This window comes from Actinoplanes teichomyceticus ATCC 31121 (assembly GCF_003711105.1).
Classification (GTDB): Bacteria; Actinomycetota; Actinomycetes; order Mycobacteriales; family Micromonosporaceae; genus Actinoplanes; species Actinoplanes teichomyceticus.
In genome coordinates this window covers 150137-174143 of record NZ_CP023865.1, presented here as the reverse complement: position 1 = coordinate 174143, position 24007 = coordinate 150137, and the positions used below count along the sequence as shown (strand labels likewise).

The window sequence follows — 24007 nt, the reverse complement described above, 5'->3', positions numbered from 1 at the left end:
AGGCGTGTACTAGATGTCCCGGCCGTTGCCGGCTCGAACTAGCCAGTGTCTCCGCCTATGAGCACCCCGACCTGACATTCGCAGGTCGCGGGCCACTGTCACCTTTCGGTGAAAGTTGCTCCTTAGAAAGGAGGTGATCCAGCCGCACCTTCCGGTACGGCTACCTTGTTACGACTTCGTCCCAATCGCCAGCCCCACCTTCGACGGCTCCCTCCCACAAGGGGTTAGGCCACCGGCTTCGGGTGTTGCCGACTTTCGTGACGTGACGGGCGGTGTGTACAAGGCCCGGGAACGTATTCACCGCAGCGTTGCTGATCTGCGATTACTAGCGACTCCGACTTCACGGGGTCGAGTTGCAGACCCCGATCCGAACTGAGACCGGCTTTTTGGGATTCGCTCCACCTTACGATTTCGCAGCCCTTTGTACCGGCCATTGTAGCATGCGTGAAGCCCTGGACATAAGGGGCATGATGACTTGACGTCATCCCCACCTTCCTCCGAGTTGACCCCGGCAGTCTTCGATGAGTCCCCGCCATAACGCGCTGGCAACATCGAACGAGGGTTGCGCTCGTTGCGGGACTTAACCCAACATCTCACGACACGAGCTGACGACAGCCATGCACCACCTGTCACCGCCCCCGAAGGACCTCCCATCTCTGGAAGATTTGCGGTGATGTCAAACCCAGGTAAGGTTCTTCGCGTTGCATCGAATTAATCCGCATGCTCCGCCGCTTGTGCGGGCCCCCGTCAATTCCTTTGAGTTTTAGCCTTGCGGCCGTACTCCCCAGGCGGGGCGCTTAATGCGTTAGCTGCGGCGCAGAAGACCGGAGAGGTCCCCCACACCTAGCGCCCAACGTTTACAGCGTGGACTACCAGGGTATCTAATCCTGTTCGCTCCCCACGCTTTCGCTCCTCAGCGTCAGTATCGGCCCAGAGACCCGCCTTCGCCACCGGTGTTCCTCCTGATATCTGCGCATTTCACCGCTACACCAGGAATTCCAGTCTCCCCTACCGAACTCTAGCCTGCCCGTATCGACTGCAAGCTTGGGGTTGAGCCCCAAGTTTTCACAGACGACGCGACAAGCCGCCTACGAGCTCTTTACGCCCAATAAATCCGGACAACGCTCGCGCCCTACGTCTTACCGCGGCTGCTGGCACGTAGTTGGCCGGCGCTTCTTCTGCAGGTACCGTCACTTACGCTTCGTCCCTGCTGAAAGAGGTTTACAACCCGAAGGCCGTCATCCCTCACGCGGCGTCGCTGCATCAGGCTTCCGCCCATTGTGCAATATTCCCCACTGCTGCCTCCCGTAGGAGTCTGGGCCGTGTCTCAGTCCCAGTGTGGCCGGTCGCCCTCTCAGGCCGGCTACCCGTCGTCGCCTTGGTAGGCCATCACCCCACCAACAAGCTGATAGGCCGCGAGCCCATCCCAAACCGAAAAACTTTCCACCAACAACCATGCGGCCGAAGGTCATATCCGGTATTAGCCCCCGTTTCCGAGGGTTATCCCAAAGTCTGGGGCAGGTTACTCACGTGTTACTCACCCGTTCGCCGCTCGAGTACCCCGAAGGGCCTTTCCGCTCGACTTGCATGTGTTAAGCACGCCGCCAGCGTTCGTCCTGAGCCAGGATCAAACTCTCCAACAAAAACTTGTCAAAAAGCGAATCCCGACAACAAAAAAGTTGCCAAAGGAATCTCCCACCAGACCCAAAGGCCTGGCCGGGGTATTGCCATAATGGCACTGGCTTATCAAGCACCCTGTTGAGTTCTCAAAGAACAACCGCACACCATCAGAAGAACCGCTTCCGCGGCCCGCCCTCCGGGGCACTCGCTCTACGTTACCCGGCCCGCTCGGCGTTGTCAACCAGTTAATCCCGGTTGGCACCGATCTGACCCGGTACGGCCACCCTGATCCAGGCCACAGCGCTGCCGTGGTCAGATGATCAAGGATTTGGCAGGACGGCCGCTGCGGATCTCTCCGCTCGCTCGCCCGTTTCCCTGCCGGCTCGCAGAACATTACCCGCTGGTTTCCCGCTGCTCCAAATCGGGGTCTAGTGTCTCGCGTCCGCCCAGCTCAGCGCAGGAATATCGGCGAACGGACCGGGGCGATCAGCGGGAAGCGGCACCGGAACCGAACGGGCCGGCACCGACGGGCCGACACCCGGCCACGCGGACCACGGCAGAACCGCTACGGACGGGACGACACCGTGCCACGCGGACCACGGCAGAACCGGCACCGACGGGCCGACACCCGGCCACGCGGACCACGGCAGAACCGCTACGGACGGGACGACACCGTGCCACGCGGACCACGGCAGAACCGGCACCGACGGGCCGACACCCGGCCACGCGGAGCGCGCAGAACCGGACGTCCCGGGGCCCGCCCGGATGGCGGCGCCCCGGGACGGGTTCAGACCAGCGCCTTCAGCGCCTCCCCCAGCCCTCGGTGGAACGTCGGGTACGCCCAGATCTGACCGAGCAGAGTCTCGATCGGCACCTCGGCGTGCACCGCCACCGACACCGCTCCGATCATCTCCCCGCCGGACTGCCCGGCCGTCGTCCCGCCGACCAGCACGCCCCGGCCCCGGTCGGCCACCAGCTTGAGGAAACCCTCGTTGCCGGGGCCGTGGATGAAGCCCCGCGAGGTCCGGTTCAGCGGCACGTGGCCGACCCGCACGTCCAGCCCCGCGTCCCGAGCCTGCTGCTCGGTCATGCCGACCGCGCCGATCTCCGGGTCGAGGAAGGTGACCCGCGGCCGCGCCCGATAGTCGGCCGCCGGGCCGCCCTGCCCGAGGATGTCCCGCACCGCGACGTCGGCCTCGTACATCGCCATGTGGGTGAAGGCGCCGTTGCCGGTGACGTCGCCGACGGCCCAGATCCGGTCGCCGGCGCGCATCCGCTCGTCGGTGCTCAGGAAACGGGCGGACGGATCCAGCCCCACGTGTTCCAGTCCCAGACCGGCGAGGCGGGCGGCCCGGCCGGTGGCGACCAGAAGCTTCTCGCCGGTCAGCACGGTGTCGTCGGTGAGCGTGACCCGGAACGAGCCGTCGTGAGCGACGTGCCGGGCCCGTACCCCCGTGCGCACCTGGACGCCGTCGGCCGTCAACGCGGCCGCGGCCACCTCGGACGACTCCGGCTCCTCCAAGGAGAGCAGGCGCGGCGAGCCCTCGATCACGGTCACCCGGACCCCGAACCGGGCGTACGCCTGGGCCAGCTCGCAACCGATCGCGCCGCCGCCGAGCACCAGCATCGACTCCGGCAGGGTGGCCGCTTCGACGGCCTCCCGGTTGGTCCAGTACGGCGTACCGGAAAGGCCGTCGATCGGCGGGATGACCGCGGCCGTGCCGGCGGCGACGACCACGCCGCGCGTCGCGGCGTACTCCTGCTCGCCGACCCGGACGCGGCCGGGACCGGTGATGGTCGCCGTGCCCCGCACGAACGTCCCGCCCCGGCCGGTGAAGCGGTCCACCGCGACCTTGTCGTTCCAGTCGTCGGTGGCCTCGTCCCGGATCCGCTTCGCCACCGGGGCCCAGTCCGGCTCCACCGTGGACGCCCCGGCCAGGCCGGGGATGCGGCGCGCCTCGGCCAGGGCGTTCCCGGCCCGCACCATGATCTTGGTAGGGATGCAGCCCCAGTACGGGCATTCGCCGCCGACCAGCCGCTGCTCGACTCCGACCACATTGAGCCCGGCCGCGGCCAGGCGACCGGCGACCTCCTCGCCGCCGACCCCGAGTCCGACGACCACCACGTCCACTTGCCGTGCTTCAGCCATGGCGCCAGCTAAGCAGAAGCGCGGCCGCCGGGCGGGGTTCCGCGCTCGTGCGTCCGCTCATGCGCCGGGCGGTGGGACGGGTTCGCGGACCGGCGCGGAAGCGGACACGCCGAGGGACACCGCCCGCCCCGCCGGGAGCGTTCCCAGGGTTCGATTCGGACGGCTCGGCGCTGGGTAAGCGACGCGGGGTCCACCGGCGAGACGTTTTGACGGACGCAACCCAGCCGGTGGACCCCACTCCCGCCCGGCGGGCCGGGCGGAGCATTCAGGCCCGCAGCCAGACCGCCTCGTCCCGGTGCGACTCCAGCGGTCCGGGGTAGTCGAGGCCGCGGCGTACCGCGTCGGGAAGGCGCCACGGCTGGTGCACGGCCGGGCCGTCGACGCCTTTGAGCTCGGGTACGTAGCGACGAACGTACACGCCCTGCGCATCGAACCGCTGCGCCTGACGGACCGGGTTGAACCGGCGGTAGGGGCGGGTGTCGTTGCCGGTGCCGGCGGTCCACTGCCAGTTGCCGGAGTTGTTCGGCACGTCCCCGTCGACCAGCCAGCGGAAGAACCACTGCAGGCCGGGACGCCAGTCGATGCCGAGATGTTTGGTCAGGAACGCCGCGGTGATCAGCCGGGCCCGGTTGTGCATCCAGCCCTCGGCGCGCAGCTGGCGCATCCCGGCGTCGACGATCGGGACCCCGGTCAGGCCGTCCTGCCAGTGCCGCAGCGCGTCGTCGTCGTAGCGCCAGTCGCGGTCGGCGGCCGGGCGCAGGGGCTGCGTGGACAGTCGCGGGAAGGCCGCGGTGACCTGGTAGTAGAAGTCGCGCCAGGCGAGTTGGCGCAGGTAGGCCTGCGCGCCCGGGGAGTCGTCGGCCCGGGCGGCGAGGGCGACCTCGAGCGCGGAGAGGCAGCCGAAGCGCAGGTAGGCGCTCAACCGGCTGGTGTTGTCGGCGGCCATGTCGTCGTGGTCGTCGTCGTACCGGGAGATCTGCCCCAACCAGGCGCAAAGCCGGCGGCGGCCCTCGGTCTCGCCGCCCGGGACCGCGTCGGGCGACTCGCCGGCGGGTGTCGCGGGAAGGTCGCCCGGCGCGATGCCGGCCGGCATCGCGAGGTTCGCCGGGGTGGCGGTCAGCCCGCGCCAGCCGGCGTTCGCCCAGGCTTTGAAGTACGGCGTGAAGACCCGGTACGAGCTCGCGCCCCCGCCCGGGCGGACCGCGCCGGGCGGCAGCACCGTGACGCCCGGGGTGATCTCCAGCTGGATCCGGTGCCGCACGGTCTCCGCGCGCAGCCGGCGTTCCCGCCGCTGTGCGTAAGCGGTCACGTCACCGGCGACCGCGATCGTCGACGCGCCCGTCCGGCCGGCCAGCCTGATCGCCTCGGCCACCGGGTCGCCGTGGCGGACCACCAGGTCGGCGCCCCGGGCGCGCAGGGTGCCGCGCAGGTCGGCGAGGCTCTGGTGGAGGAAGCGCTGGCGGTTGGCGGAGAGGCCGCCCAGTCGCGGATCGAGCACGAAGAGCGGCACCACCGGATCGGGCCCGGCGAACAGCGGGTTGTCGTGGATCCGCAGGTCCCGGGTGAGCAGCGCGATCCGGGGGCCCATCTCAGGCGGCCAGCCGGACGCGGGTGCCGGGCCGGGTGAGCAGGCTGCGGACGGCGACGGCGGCGCGGCGGCGGTTCGGCACCGTGGCGCGGCGGGTGAAGACGTCGTAACCGGCCGACTCGATCTCGTCGAGGATGCCCCCGTAGAGCTGGAACGCGGTACGCATGCAGGCCTGCGAGGCGGGTTCGAGCAGCGGTATGCCGGGGGCGGCGGCCGCGTAGTGCTCGCGGGCACGGGCGACCTCGGCCCGGATCAGCGCGCGGACCGCCGGGGTGGCGACGCGGGCGGCCAGGTCCGCACGGGTGACGCCGAACTCGGCGAGGTGCTCCTCGGGCAGGTAGACCCGGCCGCGGGCGGTGTCCTCGGCGACGTCCCGGATGAAGTTGGTGAGCTGGAACGCGAAACCGAGCTGGCGGGCCGGCTCCCGGGCGGCGGCCGGGTCGCTGGAGCCGAGGATCGGCAGCATCATCGTGCCGATCACGGCGGCCGAGCCCTCCATGTAGTCGAGCAGGTCGGGGTAGGTCGGGTAGCCGGTGACGGTCAGGTCCATCGCCATGCTGCGCAGGAACTTCTCGAAGTCCGCGAGGTCCAGCCCGAAGACCGCGATGGTGTGCAGCACGGCGGGCAGCAGCGGGTCGTCGACCGGCTCGCCGCGCAGGCCGGCCAGGAACCGGGCGGACCAGGCGGACAGCGCGGCGGCGCGCTGGTCGCTCGGCTGGGACTCGGTCCGGTCGACGATCTCGTCGGCGAACCGGGTGAATCCATACAGGGCGTGCACGTGGCGGCGTTTCCAGGCCGGCAGCAACCGGGTGGCCAGGTAGTACGTGCGCCCGTGCTCGCGGTGCAGCGCACGGCAGCGCTCGTAGGCGGCGGCCAGGTCGGTTTCCATGCCGGTCCTCCGGATAAATCGACGCACGAATCGACGCAACTTCCGAAAGTTAGGGTACGGTACTGAACGTGGCCAATGACACCCTCGCGGGAAATCTCCGTCTCGGAGCGATACCCCGACAGCAGGTCTCCCACACCGCGCTGGTCAACGCCGTCGAGGGAACGCTCGCCGACTTCCTCACCCCGCAGATCGCCATGCTGGACGCCATCGACCCGTCGCTCGGCGGGTTCGCCCGGACCGCACGCGATCTGGTGATGGCCGGCGGGAAACGGTTGCGGCCGACGTTCGCGTACTGGGGCTGGCGCGGGGTCGCCGGCGCCGGCGGCAACGCCGAAGCGGTGTTGCCGGCGCTCGGCGCGCTCGAGTTGATGCACACCTTCGCCCTGGTGCACGACGATCTGATGGACGACTCGGCGACCCGGCGGGGCCGGCCGACCGCGCACCGGATCTTCGGCGCCCGGCACGGCGAGCGGTTCGGCTCGTCGGCCGCCGTGCTCATCGGCGACCTCTGCCTGGTCTGGGCCGATCAGCTGCTGGCCCGCACCCCGCTGCCGGCGGCCACGCTGCTGGAGGTGCGCGCCCGGTACGACCGGATGCGCATCGAGGCGGTCGCCGGGCAGTACCTGGACGTGCTCGGCGAGACCGATCCGGCGTCCTGGTCGGTGGACCGCGCCCTGGTGGTGGCCCGGCACAAGACGGCCAGCTACACCGTGCAGTGGCCGCTGGACTTCGGGCTGGCCCTGGCCGGCACGGACGATCCCGAGGTGGCCGAGGCCTACCGGGTCTACGGCACCACCGTCGGCGAGGCCTTCCAGCTGCGCGACGACCTGCTCGGGGTGTACGGCGACCCGGCGGTGACCGGGAAGCCGGCCGGGGACGACCTGCGTACCGGGAAACCCACCACCCTGCTCATGCTGGCCCGGCGGATGGCCACCCCGGCCCAGCTCGGCGAGCTCGACACGGCCGGGATCGGCCGGAAAGCCGAGATCGTCGCGGAGACCGGCGCGCCCGCGCGGGTCGAGGAGATGATCCGGGCCCGCGTCGCCGAGGGCCTCACGGCTCTGGCCGACGCGCCGATCGAGACCGAGGCTCGTAGCGTACTGGTCGAACTGGCCACCGTGGCGACGCAGCGTCCGGCATGATCAATTCCCCGTTCTCGTCCACACCTTGGAGTCGCGGCGTGCGCACCGTCACCGGACCCACCGATCGCGTCGTGATAGTCGGCGCCGGCCTGGCCGGGCTCTCCTGTGCCCTGCACCTGGCCGCGGCCGGACGTGAGGTAACCGTCGTCGAACGCGAGCCGGTGCCCGGCGGCCGCGCCGGGCGCCTGTCGATCGGCGGCTACGAGTTCGACACCGGCCCGACCGTGCTGACCATGCCGGACCTGATCGCCGAGCCGCTCGCCGCGGTCGGCGAGAAGCTCTCCGACTGGCTGGAGCTGACCCCGGTGGACCCGGCCTACCGGGCGTACTACCCGGACGGCTCGACCCTGGACGTGCGCTCCGACACCACCCGGATGGCCGCCGGGATCGCCGCCGTCTGCGGCGCCCGGGAGGCCGACGGCTACCTGCGCTTCGTCGACTTCACCCGGCGGCTGTGGCAGCTGGAGCGTGACCACTTCATCGACCGCAACCTGGACAGCCCGACCGATCTGCTGAACCTGAACCTGCTGCGGCTGCTCGGGATGGGCGCGTTCCGGCGGCTCCAGCCGAAGATCAACGACTACTTCCGTGACCCGCGGACCCAGCGGATCTTCTCGTTCCAGGCGATGTACGCCGGGCTCGCGCCGCACGACGCGCTCGCGGTGTACGCGGTGATCGCCTACCTCGACTCGGTGGTCGGGGTCTTCCACCCCAAGGGCGGCATGCACGCGGTGCCGAAGGCGCTGGCCGGCGCCGCCGAGAAGCACGGGGTGACGATCCGCTACGACACCACGGTGGAGCGGGTGCTCACCGAGCACGGCCGGGCGACCGGCGTGCTGACCGCCGGGGGCGAGGTCGTCCCGGCGGACACCGTCGTACTCAATCCGGACCTGCCGATCGCCTACCGCGACCTGCTCCCGGCGCGGCGCGCGCGCCGCCTGCGCTACTCGCCGTCGTGCGTGGTGCTGCACATCGGATCGACGCAGGCCTATCGGAAGATCGCCCACCACAACATCCATTTCGGTACGGGCTGGAAGCGCACCTTCGACGAAGTGATCAACCGCGGGCTGCTGATGAGCGACCCGTCGCTGCTGGTCACCAACCCGACCCGCACCGATCCCGCGGCGGCCCCGGCCGGCCGGCACACCTACTACGTGCTGGCGCCGGCGCCGAACCTGGAGGCCGGCCCGATGAACTGGCGCGGTGGGCTGGCCGAACGGTACGCCGACGAGTTGCTGCGCACCCTGGAACAGCGCGGCTACCGGGGCTTCCGGGACGGCGTCGAGGTGGAGCGCATCGTCACGCCGGCCGACTGGGCCGACGACGGGATGGCCGCCGGCACGCCGTTCGCGGCCGCGCACACGTTCGCCCAGACCGGTCCGTTCCGGCCGTCGAACCTGCACCCCACGCTGCCGAACGTGGTCTTCACCGGTTCGGGCACGCAGCCCGGGGTGGGGGTGCCGATGGTACTCATCTCGGGGAAGCTGGCCGCGAGTCGGATCACACAGGGAGTGGCATGAGCGCTCAGGTTTTCAACCCCCGCGAGGAGCACCTCGTCGAACTGGTCGACGTCCAGGGACAGCCCGTCGGTTCGGCCACCGTCTCGGACGCGCACCGGGCCCCCGGCCGCCTGCACCGGGCCTTCTCGGTCTTCCTGCGCGACGCGGAGGGCCGGGTGCTGCTGCAGCAGCGCGCCGCGGTCAAGACCCGCTTCCCGCTGCGGTGGGGCAACACCTGTTGCGGGCACCCCGAGCCGGGCGAGAAGGTCACCGTCGCGGCCGGCCGCCGCCTGGTCGAGGAGCTCGGCGTACGCGACATCCCGCTGACCGAGCTCGGCGTCTACACCTACCGCGCCGACGACCCGGCCACCGGCCGCGTCGAGCACGAGTACGACCACGTGCTGCTCGGCACGCTGCCCGAGGGCGTCGTGCCGCGGCCGGACCCGGCGGAGGTGGCCGAGCTGCGCTGGGTGTCGGTGCCCGAGCTCACCGCGGGGCTGGCCGACACCCCGGAGACGTACGCGCCCTGGCTCGCCGGGGTCTTCCGGATTCTCGCGGAGCGATCGGTTGGCCGATGAGGCGCTGAGCGCGGGGGCCGCCGCGCGCCGCCTGGGCGTGGCGGTCACCACCCTGCGCACCTGGCACCAGCGTTACGGGCTCGGCCCCAGCCGGCACGAGCCCGGTCACCACCGGCGGTACACCGCCGAGGACATGGACCGGCTGCTGATCATGCAGCGGCTCACCGCGCAGGGCGTGGCGCCCGCTGAGGCCGCCGCCTGGGCCCGCAACGCCCCGTCCGCGGGTCCCGGTGACCAACCGGCGCCGCCGGCCGCCCAGACCGCCGCCAGCAGCGGCGAGGGGACGGTCCGCGGCCTGACCCGGGCCGCGATGCGGCTGGACGCGGCGGCGATGCGCGACATCCTCTGCGCGGCCGTCAAGGAACGCGGCGTGGTCCCCGCCTGGACCGAGGTGATGATCCCGGTGCTCACCGCGATCGGCGACCGGTATCAGTCCACCCTGCGCTTCGTCGAGGTGGAGCACCTGCTGTCGCGGACCGTCACCGAGGTGCTCGCGGCCGCGCAGCGGGCCCCCGGCACACCCCGGGTCCTGCTCTCCGCCGCCGACGAGGAACAGCACACCCTGCCGCTGGAGGCGCTCGCCGCGGCGCTGGCCGACGCCGGCGTGCCGAGCCGTCTCCTCGGCGCCCGGGTGCCGCCGCAGGCGCTGCTGGACGCGATCGGGCGGACCGGCCCGGCCGCGGTGGTGCTCTGGTCGCAGTGCGCGGCCACCGGATCGGTGGATCAGCTCACCCGCGTCCGGGACGCTCCGCACCCACCGCTGGTGGTCGCGGCGGCCGGTCCGGGCTGGCCGGGCGACGAACTTCCGCCCGGCATCACCCGGCTGACCGGGCTCGCCGAGGCGGTCCAGCTCCTCGCCTCCGTCTGACCTTCTCACGTTTTCCCTGGTCAAGGGCTTGCGAGAGAAAAGGGGGGTCCCGATTTGGAGACCGCTCGGTGGATCACATATGCTTTGCAGGCCTCAACGGGGCGCGGTTGGGGCGAAGGCCACCAAACGTTGCCGATCGAGCAGCCAGCTCGATGTGCAATGATGGCGGAGTTGCCCTCATCGTCTAGTGGCCTAGGACGCCGCCCTTTCAAGGCGGTAGCACGGGTTCGAATCCCGTTGGGGGTACTGGTAAGTTAGCGGTGCAAGTCGCTGACACACCAGAGCAAGTGAATAGCAAGGTCCTGTGGAGCAGTTGGAGTGCTCGCCGCCCTGTCAAGGCGGAGGTCGCGGGTTCAAGTCCCGTCAGGACCGCAACACCAAGCACGGCCAGGTAGCTCAGTTGGTACGAGCGTCCGACTGAAAATCGGAAGGTCGGCGGTTCGACCCCGCCCCTGGCCACTCTTCAGCAAAACTCAGAACGCAAGCCCTCACCTGCGGAAACGCGGCTGGGGGCTTCGTCGTTTCCCGGCTCGGCCGGCCCGGGAAGTCGATCTCCGGCGATGGCGGAGCGCCCATGATCGCCATCACAGTTCACCCTTCGCTACGCGCCTCGATCAGCCTCCTCACCGCAGGAGCATCAGCTTCGTGACCGCTCTCACAGCGTTCGGTGATCCCGCCCTGCGCCGGAGCCGGTGGCCCGCACCCGCGGCGGCACCGGCGGTGTTCTCGTATGTGAGCTGCTGAGGTGCGCGTGACCTAGCCTCAGAACATGGATGCGGGGATCATCGGGCCGGTGTTGCTCGGCCTGCTGGGTATCGCTGTGCTGTACCGGGTGATCAGGCTGGCGGTGGCGCACGGCATCGCGGACGCCGAGGACAGGCGGCGCCGCGAGACCGGCAGGGAGCACTGACCGAACGATCCGGGTGACCGGATGCGAACCGGGCCGGCGTTGCCCATTCACGGCACGCCGCCCGCGCCCTCTACGCCGCGCCACTCAGCTGGACATGACAGGCCACGGATCGGTCCGCGGCACAAACCCGGCCACCGCCGTGACGACGGCGTCCGCCGCCTCGGATCGCCGGCCGTGACCCCTGGCGCCTCGGCTGTCCACAGGCGGGGGTCGCCCCTTGAAGGCCGCCGTCAGCTCGATCAGAGTGTTATCGGGATCGGTCCGTGTTGACCCGGCTTGCGAGGAGGCACAGCGTCGTGCACACCTTCACCAACGAGGCCGAACAGACGGCCTACAACCTTGCCGAAGCCCTGAGCGAGAAGGCGATGTCCTACATGCGGAACGCCGAGGAGGCCGCCGAGGCCTTCCGCACCGGCCAGACCGCGATGCGCCGGCAGTTCAAGGCACGTGGCCTGTCCGAAGCGGAGGCTGACATCCGATACTCCGGGACCGCTCAGGCGTCCCGGGCCATCGCCGACAACTCGTTCTTCATGTCACTGGCGTCGATGTACAACACCGCCGCCGCGACGCAGTATGCGAAAGCGCTCTACCACAAGAAGTCGTGACACCGGTGCCACAGGTGCGCTGCGCGCCGGCCGTCAGGCGGCGCGGTGCCGCAGGGTCGCGACGGTGGAGCCGGCCAGGGCGAGCAGGCACTCCGGCAGCTGGCCGTCGGCGATCGCCGCGCCGAAGAGGGCCTCGCCGGTGGGGAAGTCGCCGTTGACGTAGGCACTGACGAACCGGGCGACCCAGCGCTTGTCATAGCGGGCGTCGTCGATGCCCGGGAAGTCCAGCGTCCAGCCACCGCCGCCGGGCAGGTCCCCGACCATGGTGGCGGCCAGGCACCACGCGACGTCCCAGGCGCCGACCACCCCGTCCCGGTCGACGACCGCGTCGAAGGTGCTGGCCACAGCCTCGCTGTCACCACTGAAAGCGCAGGTGAGGATCTGCGTGGCGTCGTCGAACGCGTGCTGTGGTACTCCGGTCACGCTGCAAACGTACGCGGAACCGTCAAGGATCGGCCATCGATCGCCGCCGGTTCAGGCGCCGCGCAGCAGACAGGTGATGCGGGCGGTGCAGACCCGGTCACCGGCCTCGTCCTCCAGGACCACCTCGTACGTCGCGACCGCCCGGCCGCGATGCACCGGCACCGCCGTCCCGGTCACCAGCCCGGAGCGGGCCGCCTTGTGGTGGGTGGCGTTGATGTCCACCCCGACCGCGAACGGCCGGTCCACGGTCTGCCCGTGCAGCACCGCGCCGACCGAGCCGAGTGTCTCGGCGAGCACACAGGACGCCCCGCCGTGCAGCAGCCCGTACGGCTGGGTGTTGCCCTCGACCGGCATCGTGCCGACGACCCGCTCGGCCGTCGCCTCGGTGATCACGATGCCCATCCGCTCGGCGAGCGCACCGCCTCCGCTGCTGGTGAACAGGTGCTCCGTGCCGTCTGCCGCGATATCCACGACGGCGTACGTTACCCCCGGCCGGACGGGCCAGAAGCGACACCCGTCACAGGCGGGGCGACTGGCCTTGCGCGCGCCGGGTACTGATGTGGCGGTTGTGCCGGACGATCCGTCCCGGTAGAGCCGGCATCGGCGGACGCGCGGTGCCGCACCCGACTGGAGGAGACGATATGAGTGAGCCGCAGGAGGTCGTGCAGACCCGGGGCGACGACCGCGTCGACCTGATGACCAGCGACGCCAACGGCGACGGCCGGACCGACGTCTGGGTGTCGGACACCGACGGCGACGGCAAGCCGGACCTGTTCCAGTTCGACACCGACGGTGACGGCAAGGTCGACCTGACGATGGTGGACCTCGACGAGGACGGCACGCCGGACACGATCGTCGACGGGGACGGCGGGCTGCCCCCGGCCGCTGCCGGCTAGTACTGCTACGGCGGATCGCGGCGTCGAGCCGTTCCGGATCGGTCGCCGGCCGCGGAGTCGGTCCCCGGGCGCGGTTCACCCGTGGCGTGGAGATCGAGCCGTGGTTGAGGATCACCGGCGCGGCGGCCGCGGGGCGCAGCCTCTGCGCCAGCTCACCGGCGCGGTCGGCGTGCAGGATGCCGACGAACGCCAGGCCCAGCGGCCCCGGCGCCTCGGCGAGCACGGTGGAGGTGGCGACGACGTCGGCCGGGTCGGTCTCCAGGGCGCCCTGGATGTGCCCGCCACCGGGAAAAGCAGCAGGCCCGGGAGGAGCTGCTCGTCCCGCTGGACGCCGCCCGCCTGCCGGGTGACCTGCCCGCCGATCGCGACCCCCCGCCCCGGGCCCCTCGTCGCCTGCGCCGTGGCCTGCCTGAACGCCGCCATGCGGGCTTGGCCGGCAGGCGACGGCGCCGGCTCCCGGGACGCGTTGCTCGCCCGTGCGATGAACGCCCCGCTCGGCTGACCGGCGTTACCGGACGAAACGGATCTCGGGGTAGCGCGGGTCCGCGCCGCACATCAGCCGGCTGCGCCGGCCCCGCAGGTGCTGGTCGAAGAAGGCCCGGAGGTAGTCGCGCTGGATGGTGACGGAACGCTGCGGGCGCAGCGTGCCGACCATTCCGGCGAGCTGCTCGGGGGTGAGGCCGATCTCCGGGGCGGCCTGCGGGTACAGCACCTGGCCGTCGTTGAACGAGCCGTGGACCGAGCCGGTCAGGCTCAGCTCACGTTTCCAGCCCCGCTGGCTCGTCCAGAACGCGTCCCAGGTCGGGTCCTCCGGGTCGGTGCCGTGGTCGCTGCTCAGCAGCAGGAACGGCCGGTCGGAGCCCGCGACGGCGGCCGCGCCGACGAGTGTGCCGTCCAGGTTGACCCCGGCCTTGATCCGCCGGTCGTGGTGCATCGTGGCGGCGGCGGTGCTGCCACCGAGTGAGTGACCGAACATGCCGATCCGGTTCAGGTCGAATGCGCCCCGCAGTCCGATGGGAAGCCGGCGGTTCCCCGCGTCGGGGTTGCCACCGGCGTTGACGACGGCCAGCTGGTCGAGGACGAACCGGGTGTCGGCCTCACGAACCGCGACGACTTGGGCGATGATCTGCTCGTCGATGTCGGGCGGGATGGCCGCCACCTCGACCCGCCCGTCCGGGAACTCGACCTCGCTGGCGTCGTGGGTGTGGTCGATGGTGACCACGATGTAGCCGTGGCTCACCAGCTCCTCGGCGAGGACGGTGCTGGTGCCGCGGTCGCCGCCCAGACCGGGCGAGTAGAGCACGACCGGACGGCCGCCGTGCACCGGTGCGCCGGCCCGGCCGTGCGTGGCCGTCGCGCGGACTCTCTCGGCGGGCAGGCCGAACATCTCGGAGAAGTGGGGCACCGCGCCCGGCGACAGCCACGGCGCCGCCGGGTGGCCGTGGATGTGCCGGGCCGGGTACCAGATCTGGATCATGATCTCGCGAACCGGCCGCCCGGGCACCCAGGGATCGGTACGGGTGCGGTCGACGAGGTGGAGCGCGACGGTGCCGAGCTGCTCGGGGCCGGTCGGCATGGGCAGCGTGTACCCCTCGGCGGCCGATCGTGGCCGGGCGGCGGCCGGCGCGCGGGTGATGACGCCGAGGCCGGCGGTCAGGACAGCGGCCGACAGCAGCGACCGGCGGGTGAGGGCCGGGGCGAGTCCGGGCATGGTGCGACTCCTCGGGAGACGGGGTGAACGGTGATCACCCTGCCGGGATCCGGGCGCGCTGTCGGTGGGGCGGGCAGCCGGTCCGGGGTGGGGTTACCCGCACCCCGCGGGTGGGGTGGCACCATGGCCCGCGCCGGCGGGCCTGTCTAGGTTGATCCCGTGACCTCGGTGGAAACGGCTGTACCCCGGCGCGCCGGCGCGCTCCGCACGGTGCTGAGTGGCCTCTGGTCGGCGCGCACCTGGCGTGCCACCCTCCACGCGCTGGCCGGGCTGCCGCTCGGCGTGGCCGCCTTCGCGCTGACGTGCGGGTTGCCGGTCGGCGCCGGCTACAGCGCGATCTGGAGCCTGCTGTACGCCTCCGGCGACGACCTCGCGCTGACCACCCTGTTCGTCGTGCTCACCGTGACCGCCACGCTGTCGCTGCCACGGGTGGTGCGGGGCCTGTCCGCGGTGCAGCGCCGACGGTTCCGGGCGCTGCTCGACGTCGAGATCCCACCGTCGCACGGGTGGTGGCGGCAGTTCGGCTACCACGTGCTCAGCCTGTTCATCGGGGTGTCCGGCGCTGCCGCGGTGGCGGTCTGCTGGTCGGCGACTCTCCTGGCCTGGGCCGAGCCCGCCTACCTGGTCCTCGCGGCGCCGGCGCTGGTCGCCGCGCCGTGGGTGGCCCGCGTCGTGGCGCGCGCCGACACGGCGGCGGCCCGGGCGCTGCTCGGGCCGAGCCGCAACGAGGAGCTGTCCGTGCGGGTGGAGACGCTGTCGCGCAGCCGCGCCGAGGTCGTCGCCGCCACCGACGCCGAGCGCCGCCGGATCGAGCGCGACCTGCACGACGGCGCCCAGCAGCGGCTGGTCTCCCTGGCGATGAATCTCGGCATGGCCCGGGCCAACCTCACCGACCTGCCCGCACCGGCCCGGCAGGCCATCGTGGAGGCCCACGACGAGGCCACACAGGCCCTCGCCGAGTTGCGGGAGTTCGTCCGCGGCCTGCACCCGGCGGTGCTCGACGACCGTGGCCTCGACGCGGCGCTGTCCGGCATCGCAGCCCGCGCACCTGTCCCGGTACGGGTCGCCGTCAGCGTGCCGGATCGCTGCTCGCCGGTCGTCGAGGCGGTCGCCTACTTCGTCGTCTCGGAGGCTCTCACCAACATCGCCAGGCACGCCCACGCGAGCCGTGCCGAGGTCACCGTGGACCGCGTCGCCGACCGGCTCCGCGTCGTCGTCACCGACGACGGCCGAGGCGGCGCCACACCCGGCGGCGGCACGGGGCTGCACGGGCTCGCTCAGCGCGCCGCGTCGGTCGACGGGACGTTCGCGTTGCACAGCCCGGCCGGCGGGCCGACGACGGTCACCGTGGAGCTGCCGTGCGGATCGTGATCGCTGAGGACTCGGTGCTGCTCCGCGCGGGTCTGACCAAACTGCTCGCCGACGGCGGGTTCGACGTCGTCGACGCGGTGGCGGATGCCGAGCAGCTGCTGCGCGCGGTCGCCGAGCACCGTCCCGACCTGGCTCTGATCGACGTGCGGATGCCGCCCACCCACACCGACGAGGGCATCCGCGCCGCCCTCGTCATCCGGCACCAGTTTCCCGCGGTCGCCGTCCTCGTGCTGTCGCAGTACGTCGAGGAGCGTTACGCCACCGACCTGCTGTCCGTGCGAACCAGCGGCGTCGGATATCTGCTCAAGGACCGGGTCGCCCAGGTGTCCGACTTCCTCGCGGCCCTGCATCGGGTGGCCGCCGGGGGCACCGCCCTGGACCCCGAGGTGGTCGCGCAGCTGCTGGTCCGCCACCGCCAGGACCCGATGGACCGGCTCACACCCCGCGAGCTGGAGGTGCTGCGGCTGATGGCGGAGGGCCGCTCCAACCACGGCATCGTCGACACCCTGAAGGTCAGTCACAGCGCCGTCGAGAAATACATCACCAGCATCCTCAGCAAGCTCGACCTGCCCCCGACCGACGCCGACCACCGCCGCGTCCTCGCCGTGTTGCGGTTCCTGCGCATCTGACCGCCGGGCGGCCGGTTGCCCACCCCCGCGCGCTCGCCGCGGCGGCCGGTAGTCGGCAGTCGGCGGCGCGCACCCGATGACCACCCGCCCCGAGGATCAACAGGACCGGCCCGGTCACGAGCGCGGACGTCACCGCGCCGATCCGGACGGCAGGCGGACCTCACCGCGCAGCGCCGGAGCCGGCGGTGGTCAGGCGCCGCCGAGCGCGGAGAGGGCGACCCACAGCACGGCGATCGCCACCGCGGCGGTGCCGACCGTGGAGGCGGTGTGCCGCCAGGAGCGGGCTCCCTCGACCGCTTCCGGGTGGCCCAGGGCGATCAGGGTGGCGCGATGCCGGCGTACCTCGCAATGGTGTCGCCAGGCGGCCTCCGGCGCCCGGCTGAGCTCGACGGCCAGCCGGGCCTGGGCGCGCTGCAGGCGGCGTACGGTCGCTCTGGCCCGGCGCCCGGCCCGGTCGGCGGCATGCCGCCGGGCCGCCGCCCGGCGCGAACCGGAGCCCAGCGCCCGCAGTTCCCCCTCGGTGATCAGCTGGGGGTCGTTCAGCTCGGCCAGCCGTGCCACGTAGTACTCCGCCTCGCGGTCGTGCGCGCGCCGGACCAGGTGCAGGATCAGCAGCAGGGGCGGCAGGCCCTTGAAGACCAGTACGGCCAGCAGCGCCACCGCGCCGTTGCCCAGGCCCTCGCGGAACAGCGGCGAATTCCACAGCACGTGCGAGGCCCAGGCGCCGAAGAGCGCCAGGCCGGCCACGGTGATCCGGCGCCGGTGGCTGCGGCCGGTGCTGACCACGAGGTAGCCGATCCCGGCCCCGGCCAGCGCGCCGAACAGCGTGTGGCTCCAGACGCCGGCCAGGAACCCACGGACCAGGAACGTGGTGATCACCGGCTGGACCTCGTCGCCCTGCCCGGCCAGCGCCACCGCGCCGATGGCGAAGACGATGTCCTCGACGATCTGGAAGCCCAGCCCGACCAGGGCGCCGTAGACGACGCCGTCCAGCACGCTGTTCACCTGGGAGCGGGCGATCAGCACGATGGCCACCACGCCGAGCGTCTTGGCGATCTCCTCGACCGACGGGCCGGCCAGCGCGGCGCCCCAGTCGGCGGCGAGGCCGGGCGAGCCGAGCTTGGCGATCAGGTTCTCCAGGGCCAGGCTGCCCGGGATGGAGACGCTGGTGGCGACCAGGCCGCCCCAGGCGAACGCCACCATGAGCAGCCCGGCCGGTTCCCGCTCCAGGAAGTCCAGTTCCTGGACGAAGAGCCAGAAGGGGACGGCGAGCAGCGCGAACAGCCCGAGCGCGGTGACCGTGGCGACCGGGTAGGTCTCCAGGAAACGGCCGATGATCTGCGACATCCGCACCGCGCCGACGCCCAGCAGCGTGGCCACGACCCAGAACGCGGGCAGCCGGGCCAGGTCGGCCGGGGTGGCGCCGGGCCGCACCGCGTCGCTCATCGCCCGCCCTCGTAGCGCAGCGTCCGGGTGCTGGCGTCGATCGCCGGCAGGGTGTGGCCCAGGTCCAGATCGGCGCCGCTGACGGTGACCTCGATGGTCAGGCCGTGCGCGACGAAGACGGCGTACCGGCCGCCGCGGTCACCGGCGGTGTACCCGCCCTGCAGGCCGGCCAGGCCGCCGGCGGTGGAGACGGCGAGCTGGGTGCCGGTGATCTGGTAGCCGGAGGTGCCGGTGATCCGCTGACGCAGCCGGAGCGCGGCCGCGGTCAGGTCTCCGGAGAAGGGCTGGACGGCGATCGCGTACCGCACCGGGCCGAGCCGGAACAGCGCGGTGCCGCGGTCCTCGGCCGGCCGGGTGCCGGTGACGTCCAGCTTGGCGCCGTCCGGAGGTATCACGGTGACCCCGGCACCCACCCGGTACGGCTTGCCGTCCGGCACCGGCCGCTGGGCCGGGACGGCGCGGTCGAGCGCCGGCAGGCCGAGGGAGATCGCAGCCAGTACGGCGACCAGAAGCAGCGCGCTGAAGAAACCGGGTGTGCTGGGGAGATCGGTGAGATGACGCCGCGTGACCGTCCCCATCCGTCCACGCTAACGAGGCTTGCCGTGTGGTGTCCGGCGATCCGTCGGGACACCATTGTGGAGGGACGATCAGCCTGGGAGATTACGGATTTGTCCGTTTTACCGTTATGTGCGACGGCGGCACCACCGAGGTCAGCCAGACGCCGTTCGCGCTGCGGTGGAACACGTGCCCCGCGGCGGCCATCGCCCCCGCCGCCACGGTCAGCACCACGACGTCCGCCGATCGGCGCCGGCCCACCGCCAGCGCGGTCGGCACGTCGCCGGACAGGTGCACGTGGTGCCGGCCGCGCGGGCGCAGCCCGTCCCGCATGATCGATTCCAGGTTCGCCCGCGGGGTGCCGTGGTAGAGGTTCACGGGCGGCTCGACCGGCGGCAGGCCGAGATCGACCGAGACCCGCCGGGAGTGGCCCTGGCTCGCCCGGATGCGCTCCACGCCGTCCGCGCCGACGCTCACCGCGAAGCGCGACTTGTCGTTGAACGCGACCACGGCATCCAGGTCGGTGCGGCTCATCCGCAGCGCGGCCAGCAGGTCGGCGACCGGCACCCACCCGCCCGCGTCCAGGATCAGCCCGGCCACCTCGGGCCGGTGGCGCAGCACCAGGGACATCCGCCGGCTGAGGCGCACCTGGTCGCGGGAGAGGGCGGTCACCGGCCCTGCTCCATGACCGCGAGGTAGTACGGCCGGTCCTTCTCGTCGATCGACGCGATCCGCCATCCGGTGCCGCGCAGCAGTTCCTCCAGCTCGTCGATCGAGCAGTTCAGGTAGTCGAACCACGCGCTGGCCACCAGCCGGTAGCGCAGCCGCAGGCGCAGCTGGCCGCCGAGCCGCCCCCGGGCGCGGTTGCGTTCGTGATAGCCGACGTGCACCGGGTCCCGCGTGCCGTACGGATCGGCGCCCTGCGCCACGATCCGCGCGCCCGGGTTCGCCAGCCGGGTGAGCGCCTCCAGGAACACCGGCGCGCGCTGCGGGCCCTCCAGCAGGCCCAGGTTGTTGCCGAGCAGCAGGAAGGTGTCGTAGCGGGCGGCCGCCCGGGCGTAGCCGTCCACGGTGTTCAGCACGGTGTCGCGCAGCCCGCGCCTGCGGGCCACCTCGATCGCGCCGGCCGAGGTGTCCAGGCCGGTCACCGCCATGCCACGGCCCTGCAGTTCGAGCGCGATCCGGCCGGCGCCCACGCCGATGTCCAGCACGTGCCCGCGGCACAGGCGCAGGGCCCGGTGGTCGTGCGGCGGCCAGTCCGCCGGCTCGTCCAGGTAGTGGTCGGCCGGCGCCCCGTTGATCAGGCCGTCGTCCCGCTCGATCACCTCGATCACCGGGCGGGGCAGGCGCCCACCGGCCAGCGGGCGCGGGCCGACTCCGGTCCGTACCGCGTACGCGTCTCTGATCATCTCGCCGAAGGCGTCGCCGATGGGCGGCTGCTCCATGCTCATTACTCTTGTGCCATGGCTGCCCTGGAGCAACTCGGGTCGGAGAAGTACGTACTGCTCACGACGTTCCGCAAGGACGGGCGCGCGGTGCCCACGCCGCTCTGGGTGGTTCCCGACGGCGGCGGGCTGGCGTTCTGGACCCCGGCGGACGCCGGGAAGGTGAAGCGGATCCGCAACAACGGCCGGGTCACGGTGGCCGCCTGCGACGTGCGGGGCCGTCCCCGGGGCGACGCGGTGGAGGCCATCGCCCGGATCGGCGACGCCGCGGACCGGCTCCGGGTCGGCGCGGGCATCCGGAGGAAGTACGGCCTGGTCGGCCGGCTGACGATGCTGGGCAGCCGGCTGCGGCGGGGAACTCACGGCACCGTCGCGGTGCTCGTCTCGTGAACAGCGCGGCGGTCGGTTCCTGCTCGCCGCGCACCCGGCGGTCGGTTCCTGCTCGCCGCGCACCCGGTGCCCGGATTCTCGCCGCGCTCGCGGTGCCCGGATTCCTGCTCGCCGCACCCGATGGGTGACCGGTCCCCGATCGGGTGCCGGTGGGGTGATCGTTTCCTGATCGGCGGTGGATCGTTGATCGAGGAAACTGGAGAATCGGTGGCACGAAGAAGGGGCGTTACGCCTTCCCCAGCGCACGCCCCTTGCAACGATCTAGGTCGAACCGGTCAGTCACCCTGACGCTGCGTGGGAATCTGCCCCTGCAGCAGGGCACGAACCTCCGACTCCCGGTAGCGGCGGTGGCCACCCAGCGTGCGAATAGCGCTGAGCTTGCCCGCCTTCGCCCACCGGGTGACGGTCTTCGGGTCGACTCGGAACATCGACGCCACCTCGGCCGGCGTTAGTAGCGGCTCAGGATCGTGCGTACGCGATGCCATCGGTCACTCCTCCACAGGTACCTAAAAACATCGGCCGGGGTCCCGCCGGCCGGTGCGTCTCTCATGGTCCGGCTAGTCCCCGATGTCCGACATGGGCCGAACGGACGAACGTCCCCAGATAGACGGATGAAGCATGCCCGATTTTTACCCGTTTTCTACGCCAGATAGTGTCGCGTTTAGTCCGATTATCACGCTTCGCCTGGCAGTGATCACGAAGAGTGCTCGCCTCGGGAGCGCTCCCGGCGGGGGATAAAGGCCCCGGTTTGCCCGGTTTTCGCCGGTCAGTTGCTCCGCTCCAGAAGCTGGACAACTCGCCACCTGGCGACCAGCTTCTCGTACGCCTCACTGGCCGCCTCGGCGTCGCCACGCGAGAGCGCCGACAGTCCGGCGGCCACCAGTCCGGGTGAGTCGTCCTCCCGCAGCCTGTCCTCCGGCAGGAGGTTGACCAGGCCGCCGTAGTCCAGCTCCACCACCGAGCGCGGGTGGAACTCCTCCAGCCAGCGGGTGCCCTCCTCGACCGCCTCGGTGATCGGGGCGTCGCCCAGCGACTTGCGCAGCACCGAGACCGCCCGGTGCGCGCGGCGGCGCGCCTTGGAGATCTCCGTGCGGTAACGCAGCGTGCGCCGGCGACCGGTCAGCGCGATGTCGCGCTCCTCCAGGTCGACGAAGGTGAACCAGCGCAGCGGCACGCCCCAGGTGGCGATCTGCTCGTGCACCCGGGGCACGCCCTGCTCCAGCACCCGGGCCCCGCTGCGCCAGTCCTCCACCACCGCCTTGGCCTGCCCGGCCAGCACCGGCGGGACAAAGGCGTCGGCCAGCACCGCGGGCACGCCGTCGCGGGCGCTCAGCGCCGCCTCGGCCACCCGCAGGCGCAGGTTCCACGGACAGATCAGCAGGGCGTTGTCCCACTCCAGGACGTACGCCTCGTCGGGCAGGTCGGGCAACCTGGTCCAGCCCGCGCCGAGCGCCTCCAGCACGGCGGCGCGCTGCCGGGCCGGCCCCTCGATCGGCCCCAGATCCCGGCCCTCCTTGGCGTACCGGCGCCAGAAGACCTGCCGCTCCCGGTCGAAGGCGGTCAGTGGCTCGTAGATCCGTAGGTAGGACGCGAACAGTGACGGCACGGCGCGATCCTTTCACGAAATCGTCGGCACGGAACTTCCCGCGCGGGCGTAATCGCCGTGCCATTCGCACGACTACGCTCGCACTGTCCGGCCTACCCCGCCGGGTCGCAGGGCCCCACGAAGGCCCACACAGGAGAAACAGGAGAGGGAACGATGGGTGTGTTCGACACCGACGGCAATGAGGCCACCGGGCACGAACAGGTCGTCTTCTGCCAGGACCGGGTCACCGGCCTGAAGGCGATCATCGGGATCTACTCGACGGCCCTCGGGCCGGCGCTCGGCGGCACGCGGTTCTACCCGTACGAGAACGAGGAGGCCGCACTGGCCGACGTGCTCAAGCTCTCCCGCGGCATGGCGTACAAGAACGCCCTCGCCGGTCTCGACCTGGGCGGCGGCAAGGCGGTGATCTGGGGCGACCCGGCCACGATCAAGACCGAGGCGCTGCTGCGGGCGTACGGGCGGTTCGTCGAGTCCCTGCACGGCCGCTACTACACCGCCTGCGACGTCGGCACGTACGTGCCGGACATGGACGTGATCGCCCGCGAGACGCGCTACGTCACCGGCCGCAGCGTCCAGCACGGCGGCGCCGGGGACTCCTCGGTGCTCACCGCCTGGGGCGTCTTCCAGGGCATGCGGGCCGCCGCCGAGCACACCTGGGGCAGCCCGACGCTGGCCGGGCGCACGGTGGGCGTCGCCGGCCTCGGCAAGGTCGGCAAGTACCTGACCGGGCACCTGCTGGAGGACGGCGCCACGGTGGTCGCCACCGACGTCAGCCCGGCCGCCCTGGAGTGGGCCCGCACCAACCACCCGCAGATCCACCTGGTGCCGGACACCGAAACCCTGATCACCTCGGACCTCGACGTCTACGCGCCGTGCGCGCTGGGTGGCGCGCTGAGCGACGAGACGGTCCCGGTGCTGCGCGCCAAGGTGGTCACCGGCGCGGCCAACAACCAGCTCGCCCACCCGGGCATCAGCAAGCTGCTGGAGGACCGCGGGATCCTCTACACGCCGGACTACGTGGTGAACGCCGGCGGCGTGATCCAGGTGGCCGACGAGATCGAGGGCTTCAACTTCGAGCGGGCGAAGCTGCGGGCGACCGGCATCTTCGACACCACCCGGCGCATCCTGCAGCTCGCCGGGGACGAGGGCGTGCCGCCCGCGGTGGCCGCCGACCGGCTGGCCGAACGCCGCATGGCGGACGTCGGCCGGCTGCGCTCCATCTACCTCCGCTAGAGGCGTTCCGGACCTGCCGCGCGACGAGGAAAGAGGCAAACCGCGACGCGCGGCAGTGTCACACGCAACCCGAGGTGCCGAACGCGCCGTCGTCCATGTACCGTAAGACCCACGAGAGATGCCTGACGTCATCGGGGCCCGCCTTCGGGCTGCCCCGAATTCTGTGCGAGGGGGTCGAGCCATGGGGCGCGGCCGTGCTAAGGCCAAGCAGACGAAGGTGGCCCGGGAGTTGAAGTATCACTCCCCGAACACCGACCTCACCGCCTTGCAGCGCGAACTGGCGGGAGCCCGCCAGCCGGACCGTCACTTCGACGACGACAACGACGAGTTCGTCGATGATGACGAGGACGACGCTGAAGACGACCAGGACACCTGGTCGCCAACAAGGCGGCGCTGACCCGTATTGCACAGAGCACGCGGTTGACCGCGTGCTTCCGTGTGTCGCGGTCAACCA

Annotated in this window: 25 protein-coding genes, 3 tRNA genes and 1 rRNA gene; 16 read left to right on the top strand and 13 right to left on the bottom strand. The window is 71.5% G+C overall.

The genetic code is table 11. The features are described from left to right. Positions 1–126 precede the first annotated feature (126 nt). The 4 genes from ACTEI_RS00780 to ACTEI_RS00765 all read right to left on the bottom strand — a co-directional run bounded on the left by ACTEI_RS00780 (position 127) and on the right by ACTEI_RS00765 (position 6246). Positions 127–1643: ribosomal RNA gene (locus ACTEI_RS00780) — 16S ribosomal RNA — on the bottom strand. 764 nt (positions 1644–2407) lie between these two features. After that, positions 2408–3769, bottom strand: a complete 1362-nt coding sequence (locus ACTEI_RS00775; RefSeq protein WP_122975871.1) for a dihydrolipoyl dehydrogenase family protein — start codon at positions 3767–3769, stop codon at positions 2408–2410. Between the two features lie 265 nt (positions 3770–4034). After that, on the bottom strand, positions 4035–5357 hold the full coding sequence (locus ACTEI_RS00770; protein WP_122975870.1) for a cryptochrome/photolyase family protein: 1323 nt from the start codon (positions 5355–5357) through the stop codon (positions 4035–4037). Between the two features lies 1 nt (position 5358). Further along, positions 5359–6246 (bottom strand): phytoene/squalene synthase family protein, encoded by an 888-nt coding sequence (locus ACTEI_RS00765; RefSeq protein ID WP_122975869.1) that lies wholly within the window; start codon positions 6244–6246, stop codon positions 5359–5361. Between the two features lie 68 nt (positions 6247–6314). On the opposite strand from ACTEI_RS00765, the gene ACTEI_RS00760 reads away from it, so the two are divergent. From ACTEI_RS00760 to ACTEI_RS00725, 9 genes are all read left to right on the top strand, one after another. Next, positions 6315–7388, top strand: coding sequence for a polyprenyl synthetase family protein (locus tag ACTEI_RS00760; RefSeq protein ID WP_372443316.1), 1074 nt, complete (start codon positions 6315–6317; stop codon positions 7386–7388). A gap of 38 nt (positions 7389–7426) precedes the next feature. Next, positions 7427–8908, top strand: coding sequence for a phytoene desaturase family protein (gene crtI, locus ACTEI_RS00755; protein WP_187646014.1), 1482 nt, complete (start codon positions 7427–7429; stop codon positions 8906–8908). Next, positions 8905–9465: an isopentenyl-diphosphate Delta-isomerase gene (gene idi / locus ACTEI_RS00750; protein ID WP_122975867.1), complete on the top strand. Its 561-nt coding sequence runs from the start codon at positions 8905–8907 to the stop codon at positions 9463–9465. The genes crtI and idi overlap by 4 nt, the downstream gene beginning before the upstream one ends. Then, entirely contained in the window at positions 9455–10333 is an 879-nt protein-coding gene (locus ACTEI_RS00745) for a MerR family transcriptional regulator (protein WP_122975866.1), read from the top strand. The genes idi and ACTEI_RS00745 overlap by 11 nt, the downstream gene beginning before the upstream one ends. A 173-nt stretch (positions 10334–10506) precedes the next feature. Further along, positions 10507–10579: transfer RNA gene (locus ACTEI_RS00740), tRNA-Glu, on the top strand. Between the two features lie 52 nt (positions 10580–10631). Beyond that, positions 10632–10705 (top strand) — tRNA-Asp (locus tag ACTEI_RS00735). A gap of 13 nt (positions 10706–10718) precedes the next feature. Continuing rightward, a tRNA-Phe gene (locus ACTEI_RS00730) sits at positions 10719–10792 on the top strand. A gap of 310 nt (positions 10793–11102) precedes the next feature. Next, complete coding sequence (locus tag ACTEI_RS36650; RefSeq protein WP_164465805.1) at positions 11103–11243, top strand: hypothetical protein; 141 nt, start codon at positions 11103–11105, stop codon at positions 11241–11243. A gap of 296 nt (positions 11244–11539) precedes the next feature. After that, entirely contained in the window at positions 11540–11848 is a 309-nt protein-coding gene (locus ACTEI_RS00725; RefSeq protein WP_122975865.1) for a hypothetical protein, read from the top strand. Between the two features lie 33 nt (positions 11849–11881). On the opposite strand, the gene ACTEI_RS00720 is transcribed toward ACTEI_RS00725, so the two are convergent. Beyond that, positions 11882–12271: a hypothetical protein gene (locus tag ACTEI_RS00720; protein WP_122975864.1), complete on the bottom strand. Its 390-nt coding sequence runs from the start codon at positions 12269–12271 to the stop codon at positions 11882–11884. Between the two features lie 51 nt (positions 12272–12322). Beyond that, the gene (locus ACTEI_RS00715) at positions 12323–12673 is read right to left on the bottom strand and encodes a hotdog fold thioesterase (protein WP_122981844.1); all 351 of its coding nucleotides are present in this window, start codon (positions 12671–12673) and stop codon (positions 12323–12325) included. A 239-nt stretch (positions 12674–12912) separates the two neighbouring features. On the opposite strand from ACTEI_RS00715, the gene ACTEI_RS00710 reads away from it, so the two are divergent. Next, positions 12913–13167 (top strand): hypothetical protein, encoded by a 255-nt coding sequence (locus tag ACTEI_RS00710; RefSeq protein ID WP_122975863.1) that lies wholly within the window; start codon positions 12913–12915, stop codon positions 13165–13167. A 100-nt stretch (positions 13168–13267) separates the two neighbouring features. Continuing rightward, on the top strand, positions 13268–13669 hold the full coding sequence (locus ACTEI_RS00705) for a hypothetical protein (RefSeq protein WP_122975862.1): 402 nt from the start codon (positions 13268–13270) through the stop codon (positions 13667–13669). A 6-nt stretch (positions 13670–13675) separates the two neighbouring features. On the opposite strand, the gene ACTEI_RS00700 is transcribed toward ACTEI_RS00705, so the two are convergent. After that, positions 13676–14878 (bottom strand): alpha/beta hydrolase family protein, encoded by a 1203-nt coding sequence (locus ACTEI_RS00700; protein WP_122975861.1) that lies wholly within the window; start codon positions 14876–14878, stop codon positions 13676–13678. A gap of 159 nt (positions 14879–15037) precedes the next feature. On the opposite strand from ACTEI_RS00700, the gene ACTEI_RS00695 reads away from it, so the two are divergent. Together ACTEI_RS00695 and ACTEI_RS00690 are read left to right on the top strand one after the other, a co-directional pair. Next, the gene (locus tag ACTEI_RS00695; RefSeq protein ID WP_122975860.1) at positions 15038–16249 is read left to right on the top strand and encodes a sensor histidine kinase; all 1212 of its coding nucleotides are present in this window, start codon (positions 15038–15040) and stop codon (positions 16247–16249) included. Further along, on the top strand, positions 16237–16878 hold the full coding sequence (locus ACTEI_RS00690; RefSeq protein WP_122975859.1) for a response regulator: 642 nt from the start codon (positions 16237–16239) through the stop codon (positions 16876–16878). Before ACTEI_RS00695 ends, ACTEI_RS00690 begins: the two co-directional genes overlap by 13 nt. A 189-nt stretch (positions 16879–17067) precedes the next feature. On the opposite strand, the gene ACTEI_RS00685 is transcribed toward ACTEI_RS00690, so the two are convergent. The 4 genes from ACTEI_RS00685 to ACTEI_RS00670 all read right to left on the bottom strand — a co-directional run bounded on the left by ACTEI_RS00685 (position 17068) and on the right by ACTEI_RS00670 (position 20324). Beyond that, positions 17068–18324, bottom strand: coding sequence for a PrsW family intramembrane metalloprotease (locus ACTEI_RS00685; protein ID WP_122975858.1), 1257 nt, complete (start codon positions 18322–18324; stop codon positions 17068–17070). Further along, positions 18321–18902, bottom strand: a complete 582-nt coding sequence (locus ACTEI_RS00680) for a hypothetical protein (protein ID WP_122975857.1) — start codon at positions 18900–18902, stop codon at positions 18321–18323. Before ACTEI_RS00680 ends, ACTEI_RS00685 begins: the two co-directional genes overlap by 4 nt. Before the next feature lie 82 nt (positions 18903–18984). Continuing rightward, complete coding sequence (locus tag ACTEI_RS00675) at positions 18985–19551, bottom strand: RNA 2'-phosphotransferase (protein WP_239082727.1); 567 nt, start codon at positions 19549–19551, stop codon at positions 18985–18987. Beyond that, a complete protein-coding gene (locus tag ACTEI_RS00670) occupies positions 19548–20324 on the bottom strand; it encodes a class I SAM-dependent methyltransferase (RefSeq protein WP_122981843.1) in 777 nt (258 codons plus the stop codon). Before ACTEI_RS00670 ends, ACTEI_RS00675 begins: the two co-directional genes overlap by 4 nt. An 18-nt stretch (positions 20325–20342) precedes the next feature. On the opposite strand from ACTEI_RS00670, the gene ACTEI_RS00665 reads away from it, so the two are divergent. Next, the gene (locus ACTEI_RS00665; protein WP_122975855.1) at positions 20343–20714 is read left to right on the top strand and encodes a PPOX class F420-dependent oxidoreductase; all 372 of its coding nucleotides are present in this window, start codon (positions 20343–20345) and stop codon (positions 20712–20714) included. Positions 20715–20989: 275 nt separating this feature from the next. On the opposite strand, the gene ACTEI_RS00660 is transcribed toward ACTEI_RS00665, so the two are convergent. Together ACTEI_RS00660 and ACTEI_RS00655 are read right to left on the bottom strand one after the other, a co-directional pair. Further along, positions 20990–21199 carry a BldC family transcriptional regulator gene (locus ACTEI_RS00660; RefSeq protein WP_014687221.1) on the bottom strand — a complete coding sequence of 70 codons (210 nt, stop codon included), beginning with the start codon at positions 21197–21199 and terminating at the stop codon, positions 20990–20992. A 281-nt stretch (positions 21200–21480) separates the two neighbouring features. Continuing rightward, positions 21481–22320, bottom strand: a complete 840-nt coding sequence (locus ACTEI_RS00655; protein WP_122975854.1) for a DUF8083 family protein — start codon at positions 22318–22320, stop codon at positions 21481–21483. Positions 22321–22473: 153 nt separating this feature from the next. Here ACTEI_RS00655 and ACTEI_RS00650 point away from each other — a divergent pair, with 153 nt between their 5' ends. Beyond that, positions 22474–23553 carry a Glu/Leu/Phe/Val family dehydrogenase gene (locus tag ACTEI_RS00650; protein ID WP_122975853.1) on the top strand — a complete coding sequence of 360 codons (1080 nt, stop codon included), beginning with the start codon at positions 22474–22476 and terminating at the stop codon, positions 23551–23553. A 181-nt stretch (positions 23554–23734) separates the two neighbouring features. Continuing rightward, positions 23735–23950, top strand: a complete 216-nt coding sequence (locus tag ACTEI_RS00645) for a DUF3073 domain-containing protein (RefSeq protein WP_122975852.1) — start codon at positions 23735–23737, stop codon at positions 23948–23950. The last annotated feature ends 57 nt before the right edge of the window (positions 23951–24007 follow it).

What these genes read in the sequence shown, in the direction of transcription:
- ACTEI_RS00645 (WP_122975852.1), top strand. Translation starts at nt 23,735, where the DNA reads ATGGGGCGCGGCCGTGCTAAGGCCAAGCAGACGAAGGTGGCCCGGGAG.
- ACTEI_RS36650 (WP_164465805.1), top strand. Translation starts at nt 11,103, where the DNA reads ATGGATGCGGGGATCATCGGGCCGGTGTTGCTCGGCCTGCTGGGTATC.
- ACTEI_RS00770 (WP_122975870.1), bottom strand. Translation starts at nt 5,357, where the DNA reads ATGGGCCCCCGGATCGCGCTGCTCACCCGGGACCTGCGGATCCACGAC.
- idi (WP_122975867.1), top strand. Translation starts at nt 8,905, where the DNA reads ATGAGCGCTCAGGTTTTCAACCCCCGCGAGGAGCACCTCGTCGAACTG.
- ACTEI_RS00685 (WP_122975858.1), bottom strand. Translation starts at nt 18,324, where the DNA reads ATGAGCGACGCGGTGCGGCCCGGCGCCACCCCGGCCGACCTGGCCCGG.
- ACTEI_RS00775 (WP_122975871.1), bottom strand. Translation starts at nt 3,769, where the DNA reads ATGGCTGAAGCACGGCAAGTGGACGTGGTGGTCGTCGGACTCGGGGTC.
- ACTEI_RS00660 (WP_014687221.1), bottom strand. Translation starts at nt 21,199, where the DNA reads ATGGCATCGCGTACGCACGATCCTGAGCCGCTACTAACGCCGGCCGAG.
- ACTEI_RS00670 (WP_122981843.1), bottom strand. Translation starts at nt 20,324, where the DNA reads ATGGAGCAGCCGCCCATCGGCGACGCCTTCGGCGAGATGATCAGAGAC.
- ACTEI_RS00700 (WP_122975861.1), bottom strand. Translation starts at nt 14,878, where the DNA reads ATGCCCGGACTCGCCCCGGCCCTCACCCGCCGGTCGCTGCTGTCGGCC.
- ACTEI_RS00665 (WP_122975855.1), top strand. Translation starts at nt 20,343, where the DNA reads ATGGCTGCCCTGGAGCAACTCGGGTCGGAGAAGTACGTACTGCTCACG.
- ACTEI_RS00710 (WP_122975863.1), top strand. Translation starts at nt 12,913, where the DNA reads ATGAGTGAGCCGCAGGAGGTCGTGCAGACCCGGGGCGACGACCGCGTC.
- ACTEI_RS00650 (WP_122975853.1), top strand. Translation starts at nt 22,474, where the DNA reads ATGGGTGTGTTCGACACCGACGGCAATGAGGCCACCGGGCACGAACAG.
- ACTEI_RS00765 (WP_122975869.1), bottom strand. Translation starts at nt 6,246, where the DNA reads ATGGAAACCGACCTGGCCGCCGCCTACGAGCGCTGCCGTGCGCTGCAC.
- ACTEI_RS00680 (WP_122975857.1), bottom strand. Translation starts at nt 18,902, where the DNA reads ATGGGGACGGTCACGCGGCGTCATCTCACCGATCTCCCCAGCACACCC.
- ACTEI_RS00715 (WP_122981844.1), bottom strand. Translation starts at nt 12,673, where the DNA reads ATGGGCATCGTGATCACCGAGGCGACGGCCGAGCGGGTCGTCGGCACG.